This window comes from Phaeobacter gallaeciensis (assembly GCF_001678945.1).
GTDB classification, from domain to species: domain Bacteria; phylum Pseudomonadota; class Alphaproteobacteria; order Rhodobacterales; family Rhodobacteraceae; genus Phycobacter; species Phycobacter gallaeciensis_A.
This window is the reverse complement of the sequence record NZ_CP015124.1, coordinates 1,254,796-1,273,598: the sequence shown is the minus strand read 5'-3', so window position 1 is coordinate 1,273,598 and position 18,803 is coordinate 1,254,796. Positions and strand designations below refer to the sequence as shown.

Below are 18,803 nucleotides of genomic sequence, written 5' to 3'. Positions count from 1 at the left end.
CCTTTCGGGAATCAAGAGTTCACCTGTCCGGGCTACATGGTCGGCTGGGGTAACCGTTTTATGACAGGGCGCGTTCCCATACTGGATGCGGGGTGGGGGCTCAGCCCTTCAGGATCTCTTTCAGGCTTCCGGTCGGCTTGGGCGTCTCGCTGAGGTCGAGCCCCGAAACGATATCGAGCAGATGGCTTTTCATCAGCTCTTCGGCGTCCTGACCGTACCCCCGCCGGAAGGCATCGACCAGCGCGTGATGGGCGTGTTTTTCACACAGGGCGCTTTGCCGCTTCCAGTACAGCGCGATGATCAGTGAAGATCGGGCCACCAGCCGCTCGATAAAGCCCGCGATGGTGGATTGATCCGCAATGCGCGAAATCTCGATGTGGAAATGCCCCGACAGGCGCAGGGCCTTGCCGACCTCGCCCTGGGCCAGGGCCTCGTGTTCGGCGGCGATATGCGCCTCCAGCCGGGCTACGTCCTCGGGCGTCATGCGCTCTGCAGCCGAATGGGCGGTGCGCGGTTCCAGAAGGGCGCGCGCCTCGAAGACTTCACGCGCCTCGCGCACGGTTGGCTGCGAGACAAAGGCGCCGCGGTTGCGTTTCAATTCGACCAGTTCCACATGCGACAGCGCCTGAAGCGCGCTGCGCACCACGGTGCGCGAGACATTGTAGATCTCACTCAGCTCATCCTCGCCCAGTTTGGTGCCAGGCAGAAGGCGATGCTCATGGATCGCCTGGCTGAGAGAGGCCACGAGATGGGCCGAGGGGCCGTTCACAGCGGGTTGGATAAAATCGGGTTTGTCTACGAATCGCGTCATGGGGTGCTCCTGCCACAGACATGAGGGCTGGCGGATTCCATGACAAGATGAAGTCATATCGAATACGGCATATGAATTAATTGTATACAATATTGTGCGCAATATTTGACCAAAGCCCGCACAACTGCGGTCAGATTGCAGGCAATTGCGATAATCGGCCCTTTCCGTGACCGGTAGGCTTTGCGCAATGCGTCCGGCTTCGGCCTTTCTGGCTGCAACTGAACGCTGGGGACGCAGATGACCAGACACGCTGATCTTGAACTTGTTGCGCTGACCAAACGCTACGGCGGAACCGTTGCGGTCGATGCCATCGCGCATCGTTTCAAGGCAGGGGTCTATGCCTGCCTTTTGGGGCCTTCGGGTTGTGGGAAATCCTCGACCCTGCGCATGATCGCGGGGCATGAAACGGTCAGCGATGGCTCGATTGTGCTGGCGGGGCGGGATGTTTCGCATCTGCCTCCGGCGCGGCGGGGCACGGCGATGATGTTCCAGAACTACGCCTTGTTTCCCCATCTCAGCGTGCGCGACAACGTCTCTTTCAGCCTGCGCATGGCAGGCATTGAGAAACCCACCCGGGACAAGCGCGCCGATGAGATGCTGGAGCTCGTCGAGATGACGGCGCTGACAGACCGCAAGCCGGACCAGCTATCGGGCGGGCAACAGCAACGTGTCGCGCTGGCCCGTGCCCTGATCACCCGTCCACAGGTGTTGCTGCTGGATGAGCCGCTCTCGGCGCTGGATCCGTTCCTGCGCATCCGCATGCGGGCCGAGCTGAAACGGCTGCAGCGCGAACTGGGCATCAGCTTCATCCATGTCACCCACGGTCAGGACGAGGCGCTGGCGCTGGCCGATGAGATCATCGTCATGAACGATGCCCGCATCGAACAGGCAGGCCCGGCGCGCGATGTCTTCAACCGCCCCAAGACCGCTTTCGTGGCGCGCTTCATGGGCGGGCACAACGTGTTGAATCTGCCGCAGGGCAATATTGCGCTGCGCACGGATGAAATGACGGTTACCGCCGCCCAGGCAGGGCGCATCGACGGGCGGGTCATCGGGATCGAATACCAAGGAACCCATGTCGCGCTGACGGCCGAGGTCGCGGGCGGTCAGGATGTCACGGCGCTGATGCTGGACACGGATTTCCTGCAAACCCCGAAGGATCTGGGAGAGGTCATCGGCCTCGACTGGGAGGACCGGGTCGCGCACCCGCTCTCCGCCTGAACACCACAACGCAAATAACGCAAAACGCATAACAGAGAGGGAACGACCATGACGACAATTTCGAAAATTCGCTATAGCCGCCGGGCACTGCTGAAAACGGGTGGCGCGGCGCTCGCGGCCTCTGCGCTTCCGGCGCCGATGGTCTGGGGGCAGGAGAGTAAGAACATCACCCTGCGCCAGTTCGGCACCGGCGTGTCCAACCTCAATGAAGTGGCGACCAAGGTCAAAGAGGACCTCGGTATCACGCTGGAAATGACCGCGCTGGATACCGACAGCGTCACCCAGCGCGCTGCCACCCAGCCGGACAGTTTCGATATTGCCGATATCGAGTATTTCGTCTGCAAGAAGGTCTGGCCGACCGGCAACCTTCAGGCCATGGATGCCTCCAAGATTACCAATTACGACAAGATCGTCGGCATTTTCCGCAACGGCAAACTGACCCCCGACAGCGAGATTGCGCAAGGCACCGCGCCGCATACCGTCGGTTTCGTTGATGGTCCGGGCGGTACCGATTTCGTCGATAGCGAATCCGGCTGGATGACGCTGATCCCGACGATCTACAATGCTGACACGCTGGGCATTCGCCCTGACCTGATCGGTCGCCCGATCGAAAGCTGGTCCGAGCTGCTGAACCCCGAGTTCAAGGGCAAGGCGTCGATCCTCGACATTTCCTCGATCGGCATCATGGACATGGCCATGGTCTGCGAGGCGATGGGCGAGATCAGCTATGGTGACAAGGGCAATATGACCCGCGAAGAGATCGACAAGACCATCGCGATCTTCACCGAAGCAAAGAAGAACGGCCAGTTCCGCGCCTTCTGGAAAACTTTCGACGAAAGCGTCAACCTGATGGCCTCTGGTGAGGTGGTGATCCAGTCGATGTGGTCGCCGGCCATCACCGCGGTTCGTTCGCGCGGGATCGACTGCGTCTATCAGCCCCTGAAAGAAGGCTATCGCAGCTGGGGTGGTGGCATCGGCCTGTCGGCCTCCCTGTCCGGCATGGAGCTGGATGCGGCCTATGAATACATCAACTGGTATCTCAGCGGCTGGGTCGGCGGCTTCCTGATGCGTCAGGGCTATTATTCGGCGGTGCCGGAGACCTCCAAGAACTTCATGTCCGAAAACGAGTGGGGGTACTGGTTCGAAGGCAAGGAAAGCACCGACATCATTACCTCGCCCTTCGGAGACAAGCTGGCCGGAGCGGGCGAAGTGCGCGACGGCGGCTCCTTTTATGACCGCATGGGCGCAGTGGCCTGCTGGAACTCCGTCATGGAGGAAAACCAGTACATGGTCCGCAAGTGGAACGAATTCATCGCGGCCTGACGCAACACCTGCGGGGGCACCTCTGCCCCCGCAACCACTTCCTGCATTTCATCAAGGACCGGACCCCGGATATGAGCAGACAGATCATCGCATGGATCCAGGCCGCGCCGATGGCGTTGGTGCTGCTTGGTTTTCTGGTGGCGCCCATCATCATGATCGTGATCGTCAGCTTTTGGGGCGCGACGGAATATTCGATCTACCCGGCGTTCCAGTTCGACAATTACGAATTCCTGTTCGGATCGCCGGTCACCTACACGGTGTTTTTCAACACCTTCAAATATGCCCTGCTGACCTGGGCGCTGACGCTGGTGATCGGCTTTACCGTTGCCTATTTCCTGGCCTTCGAGGTGCGCAGCCTGAAATGGCAGATCGGGCTGTTCCTGCTCTGCACGATCCCGTTCTGGACCTCGAACATCATCCGGATGATCAGCTGGATTCCCTTCCTGGGCCGCAACGGGCTGGCCAACTCGGCGCTGATCAGCTGGGGCGTCATAGACGAGCCGTTGGAGTGGCTGCTGTTCAGTGATTTCAGCGTCGTTCTGGCCTTTGTGCACCTTTACACCCTGTTCATGGTGGTGCCGATCTTCAATTCGATGATGCGCATCGACCGCTCCCTGCTGGAGGCCGCCCGCGATTGCGGTGCCAGCGGTCTGCAGACCCTGTGGACGGTGATCGTGCCCCTGTGCAAACCCGGGATCATGATCGGGACGATCTTTGTCTCAACCCTGGTGATGGGAGACTTCATCACCGTGCGGTTCATGTCCGGATCGCAACGCGCCAACGTCGGGCGGTTGATCTCGAATGACATCAGCCTGCTGCAATACCCCTCGGCCTCGGCGACGGCAGTGGTGCTGCTGTGCACCGTTCTGATCGTGATCGCGCTGCTCTTGCGGCTGGTCGATATTCGCAAGGAGCTTTGATCGATGGAAACGCGCAGCCGGTCCTTTTACATCCTCGCCGCCTTTTTCGGTCTCTTCGTGCTCTTCCTCTACGGGCCAATCCTGACCATTGGCATCCTCAGCTTTCAAGGGCCGCAAGGCGGGCTGACATTCCCGATGAACGGCGTGTCGCTGTATTGGTTCCGCGATCTGTTTCAGGAACAAGCCGTCGGCGATATCTGGGGGAGCTTCCGCCGTTCCTTTGCGCTGGGGCTGATGGTCATGGTGACCACCGTTGTGGTCTCGGTCCTGGGTGGACTTGCCTTTCGTAAGCGCTTTGCGGGCTCCGGGCTGCTGTTCTATCTCGCCGTCACTTCGCTGGTGATCCCGTCGATCCTGGTATCCCTTGGGGTCGGGTTGATCTTCAACCAGCTGGGGCTGCCGGTGCATTGGGCGAGTTCTGGCTATGGCAGCCAGCTGACCTGGACGCTGCCCTTTGGCCTGTTGATCATGTTCGCCGTCTTCAACCGTTTTGACAAAAGCTATGAGGAAGCTGCCCGCGATCTCGGCGCCACTGCCTGGCAGACCTTTGCGCATGTGGTCCTGCCGATCATCGCGCCTTCCCTACTGGGGGTGGCCTTGTTCGGCTTCACGCTCAGCTATGACGAGTTTGCCCGCACCCTGATGACGGCGGGCAGCTATAACACCCTGCCGCTGGAAATCTTTGGCATGACCACCAATGTGACCACGCCAGTGATCTTTGCTCTTGGCACCTTGACCACGGGGTTTTCGCTGGTGGTGATCGGGGTCTTTTTTCTGACCGTCTGGCTGATGGCGCGCAAAAAGGATCGCGGATCCGATGCGGGCAAGGGGATGGTCTGAGCAATGCCGGTGATCGTGATCAATCCCAACAGCACCGAAGCCATGACCGCCAGCATCCTGGCCGCCGCCCGCCGCACCGCGCCGGACATCCGGTTCGAAGGCTGGACCTCGGTCGGTGGACCGCCCGCCATCGAGGGGCCTGAAGATGGCGCGCGGGCGGTGCCGCCCTTGCTGGAGCTGGTCCGCAAGGCCTCGGATGCAGGGGCGCGGGCCATCGTGATCGCCTGTTTCGACGATACGGGACTGGACGAAGCCCGGCAGCTTGCCACCTGTCCGGTGCTCGGGATTGGGCAGGCCAGCTATGTCATGGCTGAGCTGATCGGCGGGCCGACCGCGGTGATCACCACGGTGCAGGCTGCCGTGCCGGTGATCGAGGCCAATATCGACGCGCAGGGGCATGCCTCGCATATCGGCACGATCCGAGCCGCGAATGTTCCGGTGCTGCTGCTAGAAGATAGCCCCGCTGAAGCCGCAGCAGCTTTCACCGCTGCCGCCCATCAGCTTCCGCCCGACACCGTAAATGTGATCATCGGATGCGCCGGCGCGGTGTCGGTTACCGGCCATCTGGGCGATCTCCCGGGACTGACCGTTATTGACGGCGTGACTGCGGCAGCGAAGCTCAGCCGCGCGTTGGTCGGTTGAGCTGTGCGGTGCGGGCGGCTAGCCTTGAAAATCTATATAGCTTTCGCAGATGAGTTCAGTCGGTACATGGTTTGCCGCCTTTCTCTCTAAGCTCTGTATTCTGTCATCTGACCTGGGCCCCCAATTTCCTCCACCTCACGGAAAGCCATTGGGGTCGGTTTGATGGCCTTTTGCGGCCAGTGTGTCCATCGTTCTTTTCTCAGAAAAACTCACACGGGGCGTACTGGACGCAATACTGACGGTAACCTATGAGCGCCAATATGCTCCATCATGTGGTGGGGTGGAGGGAAAAGTATTTAAAAACAGGTATGTATGGCATATTGGGGAAGCGATTGGTGCTATGCTGCGGCTATCTGCATTGGCAGGGCTGTGTTCGTTTCTGTTAATAGCTGGCGTGGTTGCCAAACTGAGATCTTGGCGAGTGGGGGGGGCGCCCTAGCGCTCGGCATTATCGTGTGGGTTTCAGTTGCTTCGGTTCCTGTTTCAACATCCCTCGAGAAATTGCGATCTGAAGTTCTCGAAAAGGTAAGCAAGTCAGGAAAGATTCTGTCGCGTCTAAATTCCTCGGTACGCCGGGGGCTGGCCAACGGTTGACGCTCTCGCCTGGGCTGGAATTCACTGAAGTCGGCGGAGTTGATGCCTCGACTTCTTAAGGTCGGAAAGCTGCGGAAGATTTAGCACGGAGGTTTCATGTTCCGAACGGCTTTGTTGTTGGCATCACAGAAGGAGGGAGCATCCACCCCATCAACAAAATCCAGCGTCACTCTCAATCAGCTCGGACCATCGCTGGCTTCACAGCCCTTGATTTCAATTGGCATTCGCTTCGCGCAGTTCGCGATGCAACCGTGCCTCCTCCTCGGCCTTGGGGGGCGAGAACCGTGCCAGCAGCAAATAGGCCGCCGGGGTCAGAAAAAGCGTCGACAGGGTTGCGAGCCCCAAACCACCGACGATCACCCACCCCAAGGCTTCGCGCGCCTCGGCGCCCGCCCCGGTTGAAAAAATTAGCGGTATCCCACCGAGAACCGTTGACGTCATGGTCATCATGACCGGACGCAGGCGTATGGTCGAGGCATCATAGATTGCTTGATGTACATCCGCACCGCGATCCCGCAACTGGTTTGCGAACTCGACGATCAAGATGCCGTTCTTGGCCATGATACCGACCAGCATGACAAGGCCGATTTGGCTGTAAACATTCAGGCTGAGCCCGGTCAGGGCAAGGGCAAAAGCAGCACAAGCCAGACCGAATGGCACGGTCGACATGACGACGATGGCGGAAATGAAGCTTTCGAATTGCGCTGCAAGGACCAAAAGAACGACGATGATCGCAAAGCCGAAAATAATGCCAATCCCCGAGTTCGTCTGATCCAGCGTCGCGGCCTCGGCCAGCGGAACGACCCTGTTGTTTTCGGTGATCAGATCCGCCGCCAGATCCTGCACCTGGACAAAGGCATCGCCCAGCGCAAGCTCCGGCGTCAGGCTGGCCGCGATCTCGACCGAGCGGTTTTTTCCTTCGCGGCTGAGTTCCGGAGCAACGGCGCGTTCCTCAAGCCGGACAAAGGACGACAGGGGAACCATCTGGCCATCGGACGCACGTACAAAGATGCTTTCCAGATCACCAGGATCATCAACCGGCATCGAGGTCGAGAGCATCTGGATATCATAGCTGGTGTCATCGATGAAAACCGACCCCACGCTTCGCCCGTCCAGAACGGCCCGCAAGGCATCCCCCAACCCGGAGATTTCGACGCCAAGGTCCGATGCCCGTGCGCGGTCGATTTCGATAAAGAGCTGTGGCTGCGTCGTTTCATACTCAAGCCGAACCCTGCCAAAGTCGGGATTTTGCTGCATCCGCTGGACCAGTTGCTCGGCCACGCCCGCCAGCTGGTCATAGTTGTCGCCCGTGATCGCAAACGCCAAGCCGCGTCCGGCGCCGCGAATTCCCAAGGAATTGCGCTGGATTACGAAGACCCGAACTCCGATGATCGAAGACAGCCCCCGGTTAATGTCGTTGACGATGTCCTGCTGACCGCGGCTGCGCGCCTCCCATGGTGCAAGCGTGGCAACCATGAACCCCCGATTGTCGGCGCTATAGCCCGTAATCGAGAAGACATTGCGCAGCTCGCCGGTTTCGCGAAGGGGAGACAGCGAGCGCTCGATCTCGTTCATTTTTGCCATGGTATAATCGAGCGACACCCCCTGAGGTGCCGTGATGGACATCAGCACAAGCGATCTGTCTTCAGGCGGGGTCAGCTCCTGTTTGATACCAGAGCCAACCATAAGCGCAGTTGCCGCGAACAGCAGCGACGCCAGAACCACGATGGCCGGAGCGCCCAAGGCCATCCGCAATGTGGCTCCGTATAGCGCTGCGAGCCGGTTGCCCAGCCAGGTGATCGGTCCGCGCCCGCTGTTATTCAGCTGCACGCCATCCAGCAGGCGGCTGGCCATCACCGGGCACAGTGTCAGCGCCACAACGGATGACAGCGTCACGGACATCGCCAGTGTAAAGCCGAACTCGCGGAAAAGCCCCCCGGCCTGTCCGGGAAGGAACGACAGGGGCACGAAAACAGCCGCGAGGGTGGCCGTCGTGGTGATTACGGCAAAGAACACCTCCTGAACCCCCAGAACGGCAGCCGCGCGGGCGCCCATCCCCTCGGCGCGCCGCCGCACGATGTTTTCCAGAACCACGATGGCATCATCCACCACCATGCCCGTTGCCAGAACAAGCGCCAGAAGCGTCAGGATGTTGACTGAGAACCCCACCAAATAGATCCCGGCCAGCGTTCCGACCAATGCGACGGGAAGTGTCAGTGCAGGAATGAGGGTGGCTCGGAAGCTGCGCAGGAAGAGAAAGATCACGGCAACAACAATTGCGATAGCCAGACCCAGCGTCTTGAGCACCTCCTCGATCGAGCCATTGATGAACACCGCATCATCAGAGGTGATGAATATATCCACGCCTATCGGCAGGGTTTCATTCAACTCTGCAACCACCTGATGCACGGCTGCCGAGATTTCCAGCGTATTGCTGGTTGCCTGACGGATCACCCCGATGCCGAGCCCTGTCTGGCCATTGGCGCGCAGGATGGTTTCATTCGGCGCGGGGCCAAGGGTAACGCGTGCCACATCCCCCAGTTTGACATTGTCGCGGATTTCCAAGGCTTCAAAGGCTTCGGGTGTCGAAACAGAAGCCGTTGTGCGGACATTGATCGACTGGCGCGTACCGCTCAGATCGCCCGCCGGAGCATCATAGGCCACATCCGCAAGCGCACGGCGCAAATCCGCAAGGCTGAGCCCCCGGCTGGCAAGCTCCCATTGGTCGATATCAACCCGGAATATCGGATCGCGATCCCCATAGATCTGCAAATCGGCAACGCCCGGTATCGAAATCAACCGGTCTTCCACCCGGTCATGCACGATTTGTGTCAGTTCCTGTGGCGAGCGGCTGTCCGAGGTCACCGCCACCCGGACCACAGGCTGCGCGTTGGCGTCGGCCTTTACGATGCCGGGGGTCTCGGCATCCTCTGGCAGGGTATTAGCGATCCGGCTAACCGCATCACGGGCATCCGTCGCGGCAACATCCAGATCTACACTATCCTCAAATTCCAGCGTGACCCGGCTGCGGCCATAGCGAGATTGCGACGAGATCGTCCTGATCCCCGAAACCCGCCCAACCGCGCCTTCAATCCGGCTTGTGACCTCCTGATCAACGGTTTCCGATGACGCGCCCGGGAAATAGGTCGTCACCGTCACCACGGGGCGGTCCACATCCGGCAATTCGCGGATCTCGACCCCGAACAAGCCAGCCACTCCGGCAATCACGATCAGCGCGTTGAGCACAAAGGCCAGTACCGGCCGTTTGACGAACAAGATGGTGCCCGTGCCATGCTGCCCATGCAGAGTCTCGCCAAGTATACTCACGACGATACTCCCTTAACCGTTGGTCTCAGATGGTTCTGTGCCCTCGACAGCTTCAACCTCAGCCGCCGACCGGATATTCTGAACGCCTTCGACGATGATGGCATCCCCGGCATTCAGCGCGCCTTCGACCAGGACAGAGCCACTGTTGCGCTGCAATATCTTCACAGCGACCCGTTGTGCCTTGCTGTCTTCGATCTTCCACAGGAAAGGCCCATCCGAAGACCATTGCACCGATAGCGGATCCACTGCCAAGGCCATTTCGCCGGGAAACGAAAGCGCGACCGAGAACGCCATCCCAGCCCTGAGCGTATCGCCCTCGTTTTCAAGCTGCCCCTGAACCCGCAAGGTGCGGCTGTGCCGGTCGACGATATTGTCGATCGCGTTGATCTTCCCGAGAAGCTGCTGATCCGGGGTCGCCAGGGGAACGACCTGCATCGGCATGCCAAGCGACAATTGGCTGATCGCCCGTTCAGGCACCCGGAAATCGATCAGGATATGCGAGCGGTCCGTGATCACCGTCAGGACATCCTGCACGGAAATGCGGTCGCCAACCTCGATCTCCGACAGACCAGCCCATCCCGAGATCGGCGCGACGATGGTTCGCTGTGCAAGGTCAAACCGGGCCTGCTCCAACGCCAGTTCGGCCGAGCGCAGTTCCAGTTCAGCCTCGCGGAAACGCACAGCTGTTACCGCGCCGGTTTTCTGCAACTGCTTGAGCCGGTCGACATCCTCTTTTGCAGCCTCCACCTGCAATCGCGCCCGCTCGACTGCGATCTTTTCGGCTGCGTCTTCAAGGTGATAAAGCTCATCCCCCGCGTTGACATAGCCGCCTGCCACGAACCCCGTCGACACGATGCGCCCCGTCGCTTCGGCACGCACGGTAACGGACCGGATGGCCCGCCCGTCCCCAATCGCGCGCACCTGGTCATTCATCGGTTGTTGCGAAACCTCTCCCGCAACCACGCGAACCGGCCCGCGCGGACCACGTTTCGCAGTCGTTTCTGACGCTTCGTCCGAGGGAAGGGGCGCAACCTGTTCAATGAAATCCAGCACGCCCCAGCGTTCGAGCAAGGGGCGCGACGCAGGCACATAGGCAGCCCAAAGATACAGAGCCCCGCACACAAGGAGCGCTCCCGCAAAAAGTTGCTTGATGAGCTTCATGGAGTTTCCTGCACTGAGTGAACTGGGGCGGTTGTCGCCACAAATTGCGTTGTGTGTATCATCGTAAAAACTGCCTACAAAAAACATGCAACTGCAAGCAAATTCTAGCCGTCCCGAAGCCTACCGGTGTCGAGATGTTGCTTGTTTTTGCACAACAAAATGCACACCTCAGTATCATACTGAAAATGCACAAACTATGCAGCTCATCAGGCTGAGTTCGTCGGCTCTGCTTCAGGCAGACGTAGCGTGGAGAATTACTTTTCAAGAGCGAACACGGATAGCGATCAAACACCGGACCAGGGAGCGTTGAGCGGTTCGCCAGATCGGGCTCGAAGCGGCCATTTTCCACGATCAACGTCAACGTCGGCTATGCACGCTCATGCCTCCCTGTGTGCCCAGCAGGTCAAACTTTTTAAAGCCGGTTTTTGCGCCTAACAAACCCGGGCGCAGTGAACACTCCCTTGAGTTGTGCCGTACCCATTCCGTCACACTTTGCGCTTTGGGGTAATAGCTTTGCTCAGTCACACCGATCTCTCTGACCGCATCGATGCGTGGTATTCCTTGCCGAAACTTCACGAAAAATTCGTCAGGTTTCAGTTTCTTCGCACGTCTTGAAGTTGTTGGGCGATGGACTTGAGAGGGGGGGGCAGTGCATTTTAAATTGGAAAACGGTGCCTTTCTCATTGCCACCTTCCTGTAACTGCCGTTTACATCGATGGGCCAGAGCGAAGGATGAGGCCGTTACGTGAACGCCTTCCAAATTGAAGGAACCCCGGCCGGACATCGTGACTTTTTATGGGGCCTAGGCCGTGTTTTTCCAGACAAGGGGGGACTGGAGATCGCCGAGCGCAGATATCGGACTTTGCCACGTCGGGTCCTGCAGAGAGTTAGGGCAGGAATGGCCGAACCAAACCGGCCATTTAGTTTCCCGCCTAATACTGCGTTGCAGCCCATCGGAGCTGCCATTCGTGCATCGTGCAGTATGTTCGTGGAGCGGGTGACGATCGCGTGGTGTGTTTGCTGCGCGCCTTAGCCCAGTCCGCGCTCCAATAAAAATTGAAATTTCTGCGAAAAAATGGCACCATCGGCCATCATGCTCAGGTTCCTTACCGTTTTGCTGGTGGCAGGAGCAACATTCGCGTACCTCGCATCGGATCTCAGCGCTCCTTCTGCAAAGCCCACATATGTGACCGCCCCTGTGGAATTTGGACGGCTGGAGGAAACTGTGTCTTCAACCGGTACTGTGGATGCCCTTTTTACGGTGGATATCAGTTCTCAGGTGTCCGGGCGGATTGCCAAAGTCACTGCAGATTTTAATGACAGCGTAGAGAGCGGCCAGCCGCTGGCGCAGATTGACCGACAGGGATTTGAAGCGCGCGTCGCCGAGGCTGAAGCTGCTGTCAGCATTGCCTTGTCCGCAGTTGAGGTTCGCAAAGCGGCGTTGAGGCGGTCGAAAGTTGAAATCGACGCGATTGGATTGGAGCGGAGTGTTCATCAGGCTCGGGTGGATAAAGCCAAGGCAGAGTGGCTCTTGGCACAGTCCAATCTTGATCGAAAAGAAGGGTTGCACCGTTCTGGGACCGTTTCAGAGGCGGACATCGACAATGAGCGCACATCAGTGCTGACTGCATCCGCAGCCCTGCGGGAGGCCGAAGCCCTGATGGCCGTCAACGAGCAGAGGATTGAGACCGCGCGCGCTGATTTTGCGAGAAACCAAGCCGAACTTGCGGGTGCGCGTGCAAATGTTCCACAGCGGCAGGCCGCGTTAAAGCTGGCTGAGGTTGAACTGGAGCGCACCACCATACGCGCGCCGATAGATGGGGTGATCATAAACCGCAGCATCGAGGAAGGGCAGACCGTTGCGGCGGCTCTGGAGGCGCCGACCCTGTTTACGATCGCCAAGGCTCTCCGGAATATGGTGGTCTATGTCAGCGTGGATGAAACCGATATTGGCCGTATCCGCATCGGACAGGCGGCTGGGTTCACTGTCGATGCTTTCCCGGATCGGATGTTTTCAGGTGTTGTGACCGAAATCAGAAAATCCGCCAAGGTGATCCAGAACATTGTGACCTATACCGTGGTCCTTGAGACTGAAAACCCCGAAGAATTGCTTCTTCCTGGGATGACAGCATTTGTCAAAATAACGATCAAAAGGTCTGAACCTGGGCTCAAAGTTCCGACCAACGCACTGAGTTACACCCCAAGCACCTATTCGGGAACACCCGAAACGACTGCGGTGATCTGGCGATTGGATGAACTCGGCAAGCCTGAGCCGATGGCGGTCGTGCCGTTGGACAGCGATGCAAGCCATACGCTTATCGCTTCGGAGGAGATCGAAGAAGGCGATCTAGTTATCGGTGCCGAAATTGAACAGCCGCATGAACGGTCGCTGTTTGGGAATTGGATCGGAGCGAGGCTGTGACCACGCTGATCAAAGCAGCGCATCTTGGGCGGAGCTATAGCAGCGGCGGAACATCTATCGATGCTTTGAAGAACTGTTCCATCTCGGTCACCGCGGGGGAATTCGTGGCCATCATGGGGCCGTCGGGATCCGGGAAAACCACTTTGATGAATCTGCTCGGTCTGCTTGACCGGCAAGACGCCGGGACGCTCGACATTCTGGGGCGCCGGGCCAGCGGTCTGACGGACGCACGCAGGGCTGAAATCAGGAACAGGATCTTTGGGTTTGTGTTTCAGTCGTACAACCTGCTGCCGCGTCATTCTGCGGTCGAGAATGTCGAACTGCCGATGATCTACGCCAGTATCCGGGCCGGGGAGCGCCGAAGGCGGGCAGTGAAGGCGCTGGAGGATGTGGGGTTGGCCAAACGGCAGGGCCATTATCCGCACCAGCTTTCTGGCGGAGAGCAGCAGCGCGTTGCCATTGCGCGGGCCCTGGTGAACCAACCGCGCCTGATCTTGGCTGATGAGCCAACGGGGGCCTTGGACAGTCAAAAGGGCCGACAGATCCTCGCCCTTTTCCAGACAATCAACCGTGCAGGTCACGCTGTTGTGGTTGTGACGCATGACGAACGGGTCGCCCGGCATGCGCAACGCATCCTGCGGATGGCAGATGGTGAGATCATCTCGGATGAAACCGTGCCAAACCGTCTTTGGGCTGCGGATGCTGCATCAGGGGTTCTGGTGCTGAGATGATCGTGCTGGAAAGTTTCAAAGTGGCTCTGCGGGCGCTTCAGGCGAACCTGCTTCGCAGTTTCCTGACCATGCTTGGCGTCATTGTCGGTGTGGCTTCGGTTGTCTCTATGGTCGCATTTGCAGCCGGGGCGCAGCGACAGATTTCGGAGCAGATCAAAACGTTGGGCGCGAATGTTCTGATGATCGAACCGCCCAGAAACAGCCGTGGAGCGGGGCAGGCCGGCCGCGGTGCGGTCTCGCGGCTGACAGAGGAGGACGCGGAGGCCATTGCGGCCAATATTGCACAGATCGCTTTGACCGCTCCTGCGCTTCGCGGCAACGTGCTTGCGGTTCATAAAAACCGGAACACCTGGACAACGGTGAACGGTACCACCTCCAGCTATTTCGCAATTCGCGAATGGCCCTTGAAACAGGGGCGCTATTTTTCCCAGCAAGAACAATCCGGAGCGGGAAAAGTTGCGGTGCTGGGGCAATTGACGGCCGAGCAGCTTTTTGGCGACACGGACCCGATAGGGCAGGTCATTCGCGTACTGTCGGTTCCCTTTGAAGTGATTGGTGTGCTGTCAGAAAAGGGCACCTCGGGTTGGGGGCGAGCGCAGGATCAGGTTGTTTTTGTACCTATCCGCACAGCAAAGCAAAGGCTGATCGGCAGCTCCAACGCGGTTCACCGGAATTCAGTTGAGTACATTCTCGCAAAAGCGGTCTCTTCCTCTGCGGTTCCGGTGGCAGAAAAGAGAATGACGGCTCTCCTGCGGCAAAGGCACAGGATTGGTTCGGGGGCGGCCAACGACTTTCTGGTTTCGGACCCGGCCTCAATGATGGCGGCTGAAAATGCCGTCAAGAGAGCGTTAGGCTGGCTGTTGTCGGGCATTGCATCGGTATCGCTGATCGTGGGGGGGATCGGCATCATGAATATCATGCTGGTGTCTGTGACAGAGCGCACCCGCGAAATCGGCTTGAGGATCGCAATAGGTGCCAGCCCAGGGCATGTGCAGCTGCAATTTCTGATGGAGGCTGTCTTGCTCTGTGTCTTCGGTGGGGCGATTGGATTGGCGATCGGTGCATCTGCTGCAGTATTGGTGGGGCAATTGGCTGGCTGGCCGGTCTTTTTGAGCCCTCTATCCGTCATTGGCGGGGTGGCGGTTTCAGCAGTGGTCGGTTTGATATTTGGTTATTTTCCGGCACGCAAAGCATCCAAAATGGATCCGGTCGCAGCCTTGAAATTCGAGTAGGTACTAAACTACGCAGGGTGGGCGCGCTGCATGGAGCAACGGGAGCGGCAGAAGGCAACCCAGCCGCCGGATACAGCAAGAGCCCCCAAAGGGGCTCTTGTTCAAAAGGCTCAAACGTAAATGTCAGCTGGGTTGGCCCACATTGCACTGATCACCGACTTCGGTGCCTGGAGTTTTGCCGTTGCCAAACGGATCGTTGTTGGGACCCGGGTCTTTGGCTGTGGTCCGGAAAACGGATCCTGGCGGAACGCACAAAGCTTTACGGCCATTGGTTTTGGTTCCGTCAGGATAGGCGTTTGCATTGGGTTGGCCGCCGGTATCTGCAAATGCCATGCTTGAGGTGCCAAGTGCCAGTGCCCCGGCCGCAATAAGTGTGACAAGTTTCATGATAACCTCCCAGTTTTGTGAATACAGGCCGCAAGATTTGCATAATTCCGGGAGACCAACATCGCTCACCCGAGTGAGTATCCGCGGCATTTTTCTAACTCGAATGGGGTATGCGTTCTCGTCAGACGCAGGCCGCGGTAGCCGCCGCAGTATCTGACCGGCAGGCACATCTGGGTTTCAAGGCTAGAGTTTACTGCTCTGCTTGGCCAAATTATTCGCGCGATCCGAACGCGTTAGTAATCGGCATGGGCTAACAATGCCACCAGTTCTGCCTGTCGGTGGGTGTTGGTTTTCTGGAAGATAGAGCGTAGATGACTGCGTGCAGTCCAAATCGATATATTCAGCTGTTTGGACGCTGCTCTCAGGCTTGCACCCGCTGCAAGCCGGATTGTGACCGAGGCTTCGGCAGGCGTCAGGTGATACTCCTGCTGCAGGAACTCTTTGAAATAGTCAGAGGCGTGCGCGACTTCCCGGATATAGAGCAACGCATGCGCCCCATTTAGCTGTTCGCGCAACTGAATGGGCACCGGCACAGCATCAATGTAAAGGACGCGGCCCGTCTCTGTTTCCAGCTTGACCGGGGGCGGCAAAGGGGTACTCCCCTGCTCACCGAAATCCAGGGAGGCTTGAACAAGCCGCGAGAGTTTCGCTTTCTGGTGTGGGTCACAGAGATGGATATTCCGCCAATTCAGCATCACTTGCCACAGCGGCTCTTCGGCGCAAGCCTCATCAAATGACACGGCGTCACCATTTTCATTCAGAAAAATGATACAGTGGCTTTTGTCACCCAAAAGCGTAATCCACTGGGATAACGAAATAAAACTCATGTCGCATGTCCCAAGCCTGGAGTGTTTCATCCAGCTCGACCCAGCCTCATCTCGAGCGTGCAATCTGGTTTTTACCCACTGCTCACAGTGTGATTGCATCAGGCCAGCAAGTATCCGCTACCGCCTGCGATTGGAGGCGGACGAGAAACGAGGGGGCCGAGATGTATTGTGATATCTTAACGATAAATCAAGCCGCGATTCGTGTAAACTGACCCAGCCTTCTGCCAAGTTTCCCTATGGCGGCACGAGTGGCGGACCCAAGGGGACCGGGCAGCAGGGGCGGGGCCGGAGCCGCCAGAGACATGTCGGCTGCGACCTTTGCTACTCGACGTGCTACCCATACGCTTTTTCAGAAGACGCAGCTCCGGTGCCTGCTGGGCAACGACCTCTTCCAGATCACCCGCCTCCCTTCCCAGATCCGTGGTCTCACTCTACATCGCCGCCCGCGCCGCGTTGCCCGCCAGGCGTTTCTTCCCAGCCTAGAGGAATTCATTGCACCAACTGTAGTAGAGGCTCAGAGCAATGTCCTCCGGGCAGCACATTTCAGCAATGCTGCGTGTAGACCTGTCGCGTTTCTGCGCCGCCCCAAGTGCTCATTTTCCTCTCTGGACCTGTCGCGGACTGTGCCACTCCTTTGGGTGTCGGAACTTGGGGAGAATTCTACAATCGGATAGGCTGATGCTCGGCATCTTCCGCCGCGCGCGCAAGATTGATGAAACCGAGAAACGTGCGAAGATTGTTGACCGAATGATGGAACAGGGCCGGAAGCTGTTCGGTCGTTCCTATTTGCCCCAGAAGGTCGAACAGGAGGCGCTCGATATTGAGAGAGCGCGGGAATGATAGAAAAACTTCCGTTCACCACAGGCCTGGATTTTACGCCCCCGAAACCTCGTGGCCTGCTCCCGGTACAGGGACAGCTGTAGGAAAGTTCAAGCTGACTGGCGCGCTAGGCTGATCGGGCGAAGAATTTGGCCGTGCTCAGTCGTTTTCGAAGAGCTTCTGAAGCGTAGGCTCGGTACTCGACCCGCTTTCAGGGAACCTGCCAAAATCATCTTGCGACGATGAGCCTGTAAGTCGGCGTGCAGCGAAAGCGAGGTAGGTGAAGAGCCAGAAATAGGGGCTTGTCGAGGGGCCGAATGAATCGCTCGACATGTTCGCTGCGATATAGACCAGGGTGCTGAGCGACAATCCGATGCAGATCATCCGGGCCGATGTCGTGCCCCGTGTCGCGCGTAGCATTCCGAGGATTGACCACAGGCAGAGGGTCACCACCGCGCCGATCATGATCGCGACGCTCAGCAAGCCCGGCGCGCCAAGGGTGCGCATGTAGTCCAGAAACAGGTTGTGACTGTGGGAAACGTCGGCTTGACGGTAAAAAATATCGATGCGCTGGCTCGCTCCCTGGCCGAGGAACGGATCGGCGAGAAACTGGTCGATACTGTAGCGCCACAGGAACCCCCGGGTCATCAGGGATTCCAGCTCTTCCTGACTGTAGAGGAACTGGGACAGAAGCCCCAATGCGCGCGGGTTGAGAACGTTGAGGGCGAGAATGCCAAGCCCCGTCATCACAAGGGTGACGACAAGGTATAGAGCCATCATGCCGATCCGTCTGGCGCCGGAATATGCAACGATGGCATAGGCCAAGAGCATCGTCAGGATCGACGCCCAGGCCAGCATCAGATTGGTCTTGGAACCCGACGCCAGCAACCCAAGCAAAATCAGGAACAGGCAGAGTATCCGGAACGGGCGCCGCCGCCGCACGGACAGAAGCAGCGCCATGAGGGCCGGGATCGTGGTGGAGATCGCCATGCCGAACTGATTTGGGTTCTTGAACATCCCTGCGGCGCGGTCGGTTCCTTTGAAAACCATCTGGTGCAGCGGTGCGATGTCATAAGCGATCAGGCTCAACAGCGCGGTCGCCGCCAGCGCAGCTGCAATGATGTCAATGTAACGCAGGATTTGCTGCCGGGTGACCGTGCTACGGACAAGGAGATAGATTGCGAAACCGGAAACGAGGGTGGACAGGTAACGGCTCGCCCGTAAGGGTTGGGTGGCCCCGAAGGTCGACAGCAGCGACCAGACGATGAGAAACCCGGCACAGGCAAGAACAATCGCGATGGTGCGCGTGGCCGCGACATCGAACGGCGTGCGCCGGGCCCGGGCGGCCTCGAACCAGACCGGTAGCCCGACCAGCATCACCCCAAGGGCCAGCGGCGCCCCGGCGGGAAGGCCGACAAGCGCCGGGGCGGCAAGCAGCGCGACATAAAGATACGCCACATAGGCAGGGAGAGGGGCTGCGCTCGATCGGCGCGCTAGCGCGAAGGGGCGCCCTGCCGGAAAGGGCCCTGCGCCGCTGCCTGACGGC

The 18,803-nt window shown here is 58.7% G+C and carries 15 protein-coding genes; 9 read left to right on the top strand and 6 right to left on the bottom strand.

What is annotated here, in order from left to right:
• Positions 1-100: 100 nt before the first annotated feature.
• Entirely contained in the window at positions 101-811 is a 711-nt protein-coding gene (locus JL2886_RS06045; protein ID WP_082996019.1) for a GntR family transcriptional regulator, read from the bottom strand.
• 237 nt (positions 812-1,048) lie between these two features.
• Here JL2886_RS06045 and JL2886_RS06040 point away from each other — a divergent pair, with 237 nt between their 5' ends.
• The 5 genes from JL2886_RS06040 to JL2886_RS06020 all read left to right on the top strand — a co-directional run bounded on the left by JL2886_RS06040 (position 1,049) and on the right by JL2886_RS06020 (position 5,757).
• Positions 1,049-2,032: an ABC transporter ATP-binding protein gene (locus JL2886_RS06040; RefSeq protein WP_065271183.1), complete on the top strand. Its 984-nt coding sequence runs from the start codon at positions 1,049-1,051 to the stop codon at positions 2,030-2,032.
• 57 nt (positions 2,033-2,089) lie between these two features.
• On the top strand, positions 2,090-3,355 hold the full coding sequence (locus JL2886_RS06035) for an ABC transporter substrate-binding protein (protein WP_116560343.1): 1,266 nt from the start codon (positions 2,090-2,092) through the stop codon (positions 3,353-3,355).
• Positions 3,356-3,426: 71 nt separating this feature from the next.
• A complete protein-coding gene (locus tag JL2886_RS06030) occupies positions 3,427-4,275 on the top strand; it encodes an ABC transporter permease (RefSeq protein WP_065271181.1) in 849 nt (282 codons plus the stop codon).
• Positions 4,276-4,278: 3 nt separating this feature from the next.
• A complete protein-coding gene (locus JL2886_RS06025) occupies positions 4,279-5,115 on the top strand; it encodes an ABC transporter permease (RefSeq protein ID WP_065271180.1) in 837 nt (278 codons plus the stop codon).
• A 3-nt stretch (positions 5,116-5,118) separates the two neighbouring features.
• Positions 5,119-5,757 (top strand): aspartate/glutamate racemase family protein, encoded by a 639-nt coding sequence (locus JL2886_RS06020; RefSeq protein WP_065271179.1) that lies wholly within the window; start codon positions 5,119-5,121, stop codon positions 5,755-5,757.
• A gap of 807 nt (positions 5,758-6,564) precedes the next feature.
• Here JL2886_RS06020 and JL2886_RS06015 read toward each other — a convergent pair.
• Positions 6,565-9,678 (bottom strand): efflux RND transporter permease subunit, encoded by a 3,114-nt coding sequence (locus JL2886_RS06015; RefSeq protein WP_065271178.1) that lies wholly within the window; start codon positions 9,676-9,678, stop codon positions 6,565-6,567.
• A 12-nt stretch (positions 9,679-9,690) separates the two neighbouring features.
• Entirely contained in the window at positions 9,691-10,839 is a 1,149-nt protein-coding gene (locus JL2886_RS06010) for an efflux RND transporter periplasmic adaptor subunit (protein WP_065271177.1), read from the bottom strand.
• A 1,075-nt stretch (positions 10,840-11,914) separates the two neighbouring features.
• On the opposite strand from JL2886_RS06010, the gene JL2886_RS06005 reads away from it, so the two are divergent.
• Genes JL2886_RS06005 through JL2886_RS05995 form a run of 3 tightly spaced genes read left to right on the top strand, consistent with a single transcriptional unit; the run spans position 11,915 to position 15,224 of the window.
• Positions 11,915-13,261 carry an efflux RND transporter periplasmic adaptor subunit gene (locus JL2886_RS06005; RefSeq protein ID WP_082996018.1) on the top strand — a complete coding sequence of 449 codons (1,347 nt, stop codon included), beginning with the start codon at positions 11,915-11,917 and terminating at the stop codon, positions 13,259-13,261.
• Positions 13,258-13,992: an ABC transporter ATP-binding protein gene (locus tag JL2886_RS06000; protein ID WP_237028431.1), complete on the top strand. Its 735-nt coding sequence runs from the start codon at positions 13,258-13,260 to the stop codon at positions 13,990-13,992. Before JL2886_RS06005 ends, JL2886_RS06000 begins: the two co-directional genes overlap by 4 nt.
• Positions 13,989-15,224, top strand: a complete 1,236-nt coding sequence (locus tag JL2886_RS05995; RefSeq protein ID WP_065271175.1) for an ABC transporter permease — start codon at positions 13,989-13,991, stop codon at positions 15,222-15,224. The genes JL2886_RS06000 and JL2886_RS05995 overlap by 4 nt, the downstream gene beginning before the upstream one ends.
• Positions 15,225-15,347: 123 nt before the next feature.
• Here JL2886_RS05995 and JL2886_RS05990 read toward each other — a convergent pair whose 3' ends face one another.
• Positions 15,348-15,611 (bottom strand): hypothetical protein, encoded by a 264-nt coding sequence (locus JL2886_RS05990; RefSeq protein WP_065271174.1) that lies wholly within the window; start codon positions 15,609-15,611, stop codon positions 15,348-15,350.
• Positions 15,612-15,844: 233 nt separating this feature from the next.
• Positions 15,845-16,438, bottom strand: a complete 594-nt coding sequence (locus JL2886_RS05985) for a helix-turn-helix transcriptional regulator (RefSeq protein WP_197492340.1) — start codon at positions 16,436-16,438, stop codon at positions 15,845-15,847.
• Positions 16,439-17,116: 678 nt separating this feature from the next.
• On the opposite strand from JL2886_RS05985, the gene JL2886_RS19415 reads away from it, so the two are divergent.
• Positions 17,117-17,278, top strand: a complete 162-nt coding sequence (locus JL2886_RS19415; RefSeq protein WP_156767915.1) for a hypothetical protein — start codon at positions 17,117-17,119, stop codon at positions 17,276-17,278.
• Positions 17,279-17,416: 138 nt separating this feature from the next.
• Here the strand turns inward: JL2886_RS19415 and JL2886_RS05980 are convergent, their stop codons facing one another.
• The gene (locus tag JL2886_RS05980; protein WP_133245371.1) at positions 17,417-18,715 is read right to left on the bottom strand and encodes an O-antigen ligase family protein; all 1,299 of its coding nucleotides are present in this window, start codon (positions 18,713-18,715) and stop codon (positions 17,417-17,419) included.
• Between the last annotated feature and the right edge of the window lie 88 nt (positions 18,716-18,803).